The following is an 8,861-nucleotide window of genomic DNA, read 5'->3' on the forward strand; positions in this document are numbered from 1 at the left end:
GGAGAGGGCGGGCGCCCAACGCGTGGCGGTGCACGCGAGAACGGGCAGGGTGCTTCAGAGGCCGTGCGTCCGGGGCGTGCGGTGACTCGCGAAGAGGGGCACGACCTTCCGGAGATTGTCCGGCCGTCGCGCGGTGGCGCGCGCGAAGAGGGGCAGGACCTTCCGGAGATCGTCCGTCCTTCACGCGGTGGTGCTCGTGATGAAGGCCAGGGCCTTCCTGAGAACGCGCGCTCAGGCCGTGGTGGCTCGCGCGAAGAGGGCCAGGACCTTCCGGAGATCGTCCGTCCTTCACGCGGTGGTGCTCGCGATGAAGGCCAGGGCCTCCCGGAGATCGCGCGCCCTCCCCGGGGAGCGGGCGCCGCTCGTGGCGGTGTTCGCGAAGAGGGACAGGGCCTGCCAGAAATCGCCCGCCTGGGCCGTGACGGCGCGAAGCAGGAGGAGAGCTTCGAGCTGCCGGAGATCATCCGCGCGGGCCATGGCGCCGAACTGGACGGAAGTTCCTCCGCGCCTCCGCGCAAGGCCAGCCGGCCGGAGCCGATGATCTTCGCGCCGCTCCCCTCCGCGCAGGCCGCGAACCAGTCCGAAGCGACGCCCGAGCTGCGCACGATGTTCGCCACCCACTCCGCGCTGCTCGCGGAGCGCCTCAAGGGTGAGCTCCAGCACAAGATCTACGGTCGCTCCCCGCACCGCATCCTCCGCGTGGACGAACCCGAGGGCCCCAGCACCGCGGGCGGCAAGCAGGCCCGTCAGGCCATCTCGCTCGTGGACCGCAAGGGGACCGCCCCCGCGCTCGTCGCGGGCTGGGTGGACGTGGCCAAGGGACAGGCCTCGCTGCGCAACCATGAGGCCGTGGCCAGGCGCTACGAGTTCCAGCACGGCACGCCGCTGGAGCTGGCCCCGGAGGAATACGAGAAGTTCCTCACCGACGTGGACGAAGTGCTGCGCACCGCCGCCATCCAGGTCCGCATCCTCGTGCCGGACGAATCCGCGCCCACTCGCGCCACCGTCGGGCAGCAGTCACCGCGCGCCACCGGCATCGCCGTGCGCTGGGTGCTGCTGCTCGTCATCGTGGCCTTCCTGCTGGGGCTCGGCGCGGGCGCCAAGCTGCTCCACGGCGGCTGAAGGCCCACCACTGTCCAGTGAACGAAGGGGCGCTGCGCACCGGTGCGATGGCCCGGCCGCCTCGCCCCTTCCACCTTGGTGTCTCCCCATCCGGCCGGAGGCACCCATGGCGTCATCCCCTCGCCGTCCGAAGTCCCACCTGCGCAAGCTGCTGGGCGGCTGTGTCGTGTCCGTCGCCCGGGCCTTCGCCCCCACCTCCGTGCTCGCGGACGGCCCTCCCGTGATGGATGTCCGGCCGCGTTACGGACGCGTTCCAGGCCCGGGCCGTGACTCTCAAACACTCGGAATCCGAGGCTCGGATCCGCGACTCACTGGATGACGCGGGAGTGACAGCGGGGCGGGGTGCCCCATGGTACGGTGCTCGCGTCATTTTTCAGGGGGGACAGCCACGAGTGCCCGCCCTGGAACTTCGTGAGCCCCATCATGCGCAGACTCTCTCTGCTGGCCCTCTGCCTCGTCGTCGCCACCGCGTGTTCCTGCGGCGACAAGGACTCGAAGGGCGGCCCCCCGGAGACCGGCACCGCGCCGACTCCGTCCTCGAAGTCCCCTGGCCTCGCCGTCGAGCCGCTGCCCGAGCCTCCCGCGCTGAAGATCGACGCGGAGGACGCCGCGTCGCAGGGCCCGCTCTCCATCGCGGCCGCGCGGCCGACGGGCCAGGTCTACGGCAGCGCCCGGCCGACCATCACCTTCACCAAGCCGATGATCGCCCTGGGCTCGGTCGCCGCGGAGCGGGGCCTGGCGGCCCCCGCGACCATCGCCCCCGCGCTGGAAGGTGAGTGGCGCTGGCTGGGCTCCGCGAGCGTGGAGTTCGTGCCGAGCGCGCCCGCGAAGATGGGGACGCAGTACACGGTGACGGTGCCCGCGGGCCTCAAGGCCATGGACGGCACCGCGCTGGCGCAGCCGTACACGTTCCAGTTCGAGACGCAGCGCCCCTCGCTCCAGACCGCGCAGCCGGAGTCGGAGTTCCGCTGGGTGCAGCCGGAGCAGGTCTTCACGCTGACCTTCAACCAGGCCGTGAAGGACCTGGCGCAGCACGCGCGCCTGGAGCCCGCGACCGGCGCGCCGGTGCCGCTCACGCTGGTGAAGACGACGCCTCTCGCGGACGTGAAGGAAGTGCAGGTGGGCAGCGGCCCGGCGCGCAAGTCGCAGGACCGCCGCGTGAAGTACGAGCTGAAGCCCGCGCAGAAGCTGCCCTCGGGGACGCAGTTCACCCTGGTGGTGGACGGTGCGCTGACGGGCACGGATGGCCCGCTGCCCATGGGCGAGGCGGTGCGCTACGCCTACGCCACCTACGGCGCGCTCAAGGTGGAGTCCGCGGGCGCGTGCGTGTTCACCTGGGGCGAGGAGCAGTGCTCCTACGGCCCGCTCATCCTCTTCACGTCGAACGAGCTGGATGTGGCCTCGCTCAAGGGCAAGGTGACGCTGGAGCCGAAGGCGGAGATCGACTGGGAGCGCGTGCAGACGCAGATGCCGTGGTCGGGCGGGGAGCTGAAGAACCCCTACGTGTCGCTGCCCGGCCGCTACCGCCCCGGCACCACGTACAAGATCAAGGTCGCGGAAGGGTACAAGGACCTCTTCGGCCAGACGGGCCCGGCCTTCCAGGGCCAGGTGAAGCTGTCGGACGTGGAGCCGTCCTTCGACTCCGGCTCGCGCGAGGCGCTGGTGGAGGCGTCCGGTGACGGCTCCATCCCGCTGGTGACGACCAACGTCCCGGAGGTGCAGGCGGAGGTGTGGGCGCTGTCTCCCTCGCAGCTCGCGCAGCTCATCGACACCAGCGAGTGGCCGTCCTCGGAGCCCTACCGGACGACGGTGGACACGAAGTCCGCGCGCAACCTGGAGCGCACCTCGCCGCTCGACCTGCGCCCGGCGTTCAACGGGGCGAAGACGGGTCTGTTCCTCGCGCGGCTCGATGCACCGTCGCTCAAGCAGAAGTACCCGCGCCGGGTCATCGGGCAGGTGACGGACCTGGCGGTGCACGCGAAGCTGGGCGCCGCCTCCGGCGTGGTGTGGGTGACGTCGCTGGCGACGGGCGCTCCGGTGCCGGACGCGCAGCTCACGCTCTGGGACAAGAAGGGCACGGAGCACTGGACGGGGACGACGGACGCCAGCGGCCTCGCGAAGGTGCCGGGCCTGTCGGAGCTGCTCAAGCCCAAGGACGAGAACGCCTGGGACACGCCCTGGGCCATGGTGTCCGCGGTGAAGGACACGGACATCGGCGTGACGCTGTCCACGTGGGAGGGCGGCATGTCGCCCGGCGCGTTCTCGCTGCAGAGCGCGTGGGAGGGCCGCGTCCCGGACAGCCTGGGCTTCGTGTTCGCCGACCGCGGCATCTACCGCCCCGGTGATGACGTGATGCTCAAGGGCGTGGCGCGCTACCGCCGCCTGGGCGTGCTCAAGTCGCCGCCCGCGAACGCGAAGGCGCAGGTGACGGTGACCAGCTCGCGCGGCGAGAAGGTCTTCCAGACGGAGGCTACCGTCACGAAGTACGGCACCTTCCGCGCGGACCTCAAGCTGGGCAAGGACATGCCGCTCGGCTACTACGACGTGGCCGCGAAGCTGAAGGTCGGCGGCGAGACGCTGAGCTACGGCGGCACCTTCCGCGTGGAGGAGTACCGCGCGCCGCAGTTCCGCGTGGACGTGGCGGTGCCGAAGAAGGACGTCGCGGCCGGCGAGCCGCTCACCGCCCGCGTGGACGCGCGCTACCTGTTCGGCGGCGCCATGGGCGACGCGCAGGTGCGCTGGAGCGTGCAGCGGGTGAGCTCCTTCTTCACGCCCCCGGGCAATGAAGCCTTCACCTTCGGGGTGAACACCTGGTGGTGGGACGACGACCAGCCGGAGCACAGCAGCGAATCATTCGGCTCCGGTGATGGCCGCACGGACGCGCAGGGCCAGCTGGCGCTGGCGGTCGGCTCCGCGGACGCGCCCGGTGGCAAGACGTGGGAGTACACGCTGGAGGCGGAGGTGGAGGACGTCAACCGCCAGCGCGTCGCCAACCGCAACCTCATCATCGTGCACCCCGCGGACGTCTACGCGGGCCTGCGCACGCTCTCCACCGGCTTCGCGGAGGCCGGCAAGGAAGTGGCCCTGGAGCTGGTCGCCGTATCGCCCGAGGGCAAGCGCCAGGACGGCGTCGCGGTGGACGTGAACATCAAGCGCCGCGAGTGGAAGTCCATCCGCAAGAAGGGCGACGGCGGGCAGTGGTTCACCGTCACGGAGCCGGTGGAGACGGAGGCGGCGAAGTGCTCGGTGAAGAGCGCGGCGACCCCGCAGCCGTGCAAGTTCACCCCGGCCGAGCCCGGCCTCTACGTGATGGAGGCGGTGGCCACGGACGCGAAGGGCCGCAAGGCGACGACGCGCGACTCGCTCTACGTCACCGGCTCCGGCTGGGTGTCCTGGCAGCGCAACGACACGGACCGCATCGACCTGGTGGCGGACAAGCAGCTGTACGACGTGGGCGACACCGCGAAGATTCTCGTGAAGAGCCCGTATCCGCAGGCGGACGCCATCCTCACGGTGGAGCGCGAGGGCGTGCTCAGCGTGCGCCGCGTGAAGCTCAAGGGCAGCGCCACCGCGCTGGACGTGCCGCTGGGTGAAGGCGCCATCCCCAACGTCTTCGTGGGTGTGGTGCTGGTGCGCGGCCGCGTGGAGGCGGCCAAGGGCATCGAGTCCGGCGACGACCCGGGCCGCCCCGCGGTGCGCGTGGGCTACACGCAGCTGAAGGTGGAGAAGAAGGCCAAGCGCCTGTCGGTGGCGCTGACGCCGGACGCGCCGGAGAAGCGCCCGCGCGACAAGGTGACGGTGGACGTCGCGGTGAAGGACTCGACGGGCAAGGGCACGAAGTCCGAAGTCACGCTCTGGGCCGTGGACGAGGGCGTGCTGCGGCTGACGGGCTACAAGGCGCCGGATCCGCTGGACGCGATGTTCCAGGAGCGCGGCCTGTCGGTGCGCATCGGCGAGCCGCTCATCCACCTGGTGCTGCGCAAGCTGTACGGCGAGAAGGGCTCGCGGCCGGGCGGCTCCGGCGGCTCCGACACGACGGGCTCCGGCATCCGGTCCAACTTCAAGACGACGGCGGTGTTCCAGTCGGTGGAGACGGACGACCAGGGCCAGGCGAAGGTGGAGTTCACGTTGCCGGACAACCTGACCACCTTCCGCATCATGGCGGTGGCCGTGACGGACGCGGACCGCTTCGGCGTGGGTGAGAGCAAGGTGCAGGTGGCCAAGCCGCTGCTGGCGCTGCCGGCGCTGCCCCGGCTGGTGCGCGTGGGTGACAAGGCGGAGGCGGGCGTGGTCATCCACACCACCAACCCGGCCATCAAGGAGGCCAAGGTCACCGCGCAGCTCACGGGCGTGCGCGTGGAGGGGCCCTCGGAGAAGACGGTGCAGCTGGACGGCAAGGCCCGCGAGGTGCGCTTCACCTTCGTGGCCGAGCAGCCTGGCACCGCGGTGCTGCGCTTCGCCGTCGCCGGTGGCGGTGAGACGGACGCGGTGGAGCAGAAGATCCCCGTGCAGCTGCCCGTGGGCATGGAGGCGGTGGCGGTCTACGGCGATACCACCAACGAGCGCGTGGAAGGGCTCAAGCCGCCCGGCGGCGTGCGTCCGGGCATGGGCGGCCTCTCGCTGACGATGTCCTCCACGGTGATGGGCGGGTTCGACGAGTCGATGAACCAGCTGGTGGACTACCCCTACGGCTGCCTGGAGCAGATGTCGTCGCGGCTGGTGCCGTTCGTCGCGCTGCGCGAGCTGTCCGGCAAGTTCGGCGTGGCGTGGACTGGCGGCTCGGATGAACAGAAGCAGGCGTTCGTGCGCGGCTTCCTCAGCGAGGACGCGCTGAAGACGCAGGGCACGTTGGATCCGGACACGGTGGTGACGGCGACGGTGCGCAAGATCCAGGCGCTCCAGAACCACGATGGTGGCTTCCGCTTCTGGGCCTCCAGCGAGTGCTCGTCGCCGTATGCGTCCGCGTACGCGACGTTGGCGTTGGCGCGCGCGAAGGAGGTGGGCTACCCGGTGGAAGCGGCCGTGCTCGACAAGGCGAAGAAGTACCTGGCGGACAAGGTGGCCGCGGGCGTGTGCACGCAGTGCGCGTATGGCTGCGAAGCGCCGGGCCTGGAGACGCGGGTCTTCGCGCTCTACACGCTGTCTCGCATGGGGGCGCCGCGGCCGTCGTACTACAACGAGCTGTTCGAGCAGCGGCAGAAGCTGCCGCTCTTCGCGCAGGCGATGCTGACGGACGCCATCTTCGTGGGGAAGGGCAACCGCGCGCAGGGCCAGAAGCTGCTCCAGGAGCTGCTCAACAAGGCCCAGGAGTCCGCGGCGGGCGTGCACTTCCAGGAGACGGACGCGAAGACGTACGCGCCGCTCTGGTCCTCCGACACGCGCACCACGGCGCTGGTGCTCCAGACGCTGGTGGACGTGCAGCCGGACCACCCCTACGTGTCGAAGATGGGGCGCTACCTGGCGTCCGCGCGCGAGGGTGATGGGCGCTTCCGCAACACGCAGGAGGCGGCCTTCACGCTGATGGCGCTGTCGGAGGTGGTGCGCCGCAAGGAGACGGCCGCGCCGTCCTTCGAGGCGGTGGTGAAGCTGGGCGGGCAGGTGATTGCCTCCGCCGACTTCAAGGGCCGCGACATGGGCGTGAAGACGGTGCAGGTGCCGGTGGAGAAGCTGGGCCCGGCGGACAAGGCGCAGCCGCTCACCTTCGGGGTGAACGGCACGGGCAACCTCTACTACGGGGCGCTGCTGCGCTACGCACCGGCGCAGCTGCCGGTGGACCCCATGGACCGGGGCATCATCGTCCAGCGCTGGTTCGAGCCGTACACGGGCGGCGGCCAGGCGAAGGCGGCGCGCGCGGGCGAGCTGGTGCGAGTGCGCGTGCGCGTGGCCACGCCCATGCGGCGCAACTTCGTGGCGGTGGACGTGCCGCTGCCCGCGGGCCTGGAGCCAGTGGACACGTCGCTGGCCAGCACGGCGCGGCTGCCAGGCCCCGCGGGCTCCGGTCAGGAGGAGGGCCCCGGCGAGGGCTACGAGTACGAGAGCGAAGAGGACCTGTCGGAGACGGACGAGTCCGAGAACGTCTGGGCGACTCGGTTCTGGTCGCCGTTCAACCACACGGAGATGCGGGATGACCGCGTGGTGTTCTTCGCCGACGAGCTGCCCCCTGGCGTGCACGTGGCGACCTTCGTCGCCCGGGCCACGACGCCGGGTGACTTCCTGCTCAAGCCCGCGCACGCGGAGGAGATGTACGCGCCGGAGGTGTTCGGCCGCTCCGAGGGTGGGCGCTTCCCGGTGCTGATGCCGGACGAGGTCGCTTCGAAGTGATGAAGCGCCTCACGCTTCGCGGGACGGTGCGCGCCGTGGCGGTACTGGCGGCGCTCCTGGTGGTGGGCTGCGCGGGCTTCATCGCGTGGCCCCTGCCGGGGACGTTGCTGTCCCGCGAGGCGCTGTCCTCGCTGGTGCTCACCGACCGCACGGGCCACGCCCTGCGCGAGGTGCTCTCCCGCGAGGACGGACGCAGTGTGGGCCTTCCGGAGGGACGCATCCCTCCGAAGGTGCGGCAGGCGTTCATCGCCGCGGAGGATCAACGCTTCACGTGGCATCCGGGCGTGGACGTGGTGGCGGTGGCCCGGGCGGCGCGAGACAACGTGTCCGCCGGGCGCATCGTGTCCGGCGCGTCCACGATTCCGCAGCAGCTGGCGCGCAGGCTGGTGCCTCGGGAGCGCTCGTGGTGGGGCAAGGCCGGCGAGGCGCTGTGGGCGCTGCGGCTGACGGCGCACCTGCCCAAGGAGCAGGTGCTGCTGGAGTACCTGGACCGCGTGCCGCTGGGGAACTCCACGTTCGGCGTGGAGGCGGCGGCGCGGCGGTACTTCGGGCGGCCGGCGGAGCGGCTGTCGGCGGGGCAGGCGGCGCTGCTCGCGGGGATGGCTCGGTCGCCCGCTCGGAGGGATCCGTACCGGCGGCCGGAGATGGCCATGGCCGGGATGCGCGATGTGCTGTCGCGCATGGTGGTGGAGGGCTTCCTGACGAAGGAGGAGGCGCGGCTGGCGGAGGAGACGCCGCTGGATCTGGTGCCTCCGGAGCGCGTGTTCGAGGTGCCGCACCTGACGACGGCGCTGCTCCAGCGGCTGCCGGAGCTGGGCCTGGACCGGGCGTCGCGCATCGAGACGACCATCGACCCTGCGCTCCAGGCGGCGGTGGAGAAGGCCATCACGGAGGAGCTGCGGGGCCTGGCGCACCGGCGCGTGGGCGAGGCGGCAGCCATCGTCATCGACAATGCTTCGGGCGAGGTGCTCGCGTACGTGGGGTCCTCGGACTTCCTGGACGAGGAGAAGGGCGGGCAGAACGACGGCGTGCGTTCGCTGCGGCAGCCGGGGTCGGCGCTCAAGCCGTTCGCGTACGGGCTGGCGCTGAGCAAGGGCTTCACGCCGTCGAGCGTGCTCGCGGACGTGGAGGTGCACCTGGCGACGCCGGGTGGCGCGTACGTGCCGAAGAACTACGACCGGCGCGCGCACGGCCCGGTGCGGCTGCGGGCTGCGCTGGCGTCCAGCTACAACATCCCGGCGGTGCGGGTGGCGGACGCGCTGGGGCCGGAGCAGGTGCTGCGCGTGCTGCGCGAGGCGGGCTTCCAGAGCCTCAAGGAGAGCGCGTCGCACTACGGCGTGGGCATCGTGCTGGGCAACGGGGACGTGACGCTGCGCGAGCTGGCGCGGGCATACCGGGGGCTCTGTCTCTTATACACA

3 protein-coding genes are annotated in these 8,861 nt (G+C 71.3%); all 3 read left to right on the forward strand.

Features of this window, described 5'->3' with window-relative positions; all coding sequences use genetic code 11:
• Positions 1 to 1,122, forward strand: a 1,122-nt coding sequence (locus D7X99_RS42550) for a hypothetical protein (RefSeq protein ID WP_368667842.1), incomplete at its 5' end; no start/stop codon positions are given.
• Between the two features lie 423 nt (positions 1,123 to 1,545).
• Positions 1,546 to 7,443: an Ig-like domain-containing alpha-2-macroglobulin family protein gene (locus tag D7X99_RS40490; RefSeq protein ID WP_147476405.1), complete on the forward strand. Its 5,898-nt coding sequence runs from the start codon at positions 1,546 to 1,548 to the stop codon at positions 7,441 to 7,443.
• A partial coding sequence (locus tag D7X99_RS40495; RefSeq protein WP_199756428.1) for a transglycosylase domain-containing protein occupies positions 7,443 to 8,861 on the forward strand: 1,419 nt, incomplete at its 3' end. The genes D7X99_RS40490 and D7X99_RS40495, both read left to right, overlap by 1 nt.

This window comes from Corallococcus sp. AB032C (genome assembly GCF_003668935.1).
Classification (GTDB): domain Bacteria; phylum Myxococcota; class Myxococcia; order Myxococcales; family Myxococcaceae; genus Corallococcus; species Corallococcus exiguus.

What these genes read in the sequence shown, in the direction of transcription:
- D7X99_RS40490 (WP_147476405.1), top strand. Translation starts at nt 1,546, where the DNA reads ATGCGCAGACTCTCTCTGCTGGCCCTCTGCCTCGTCGTCGCCACCGCG.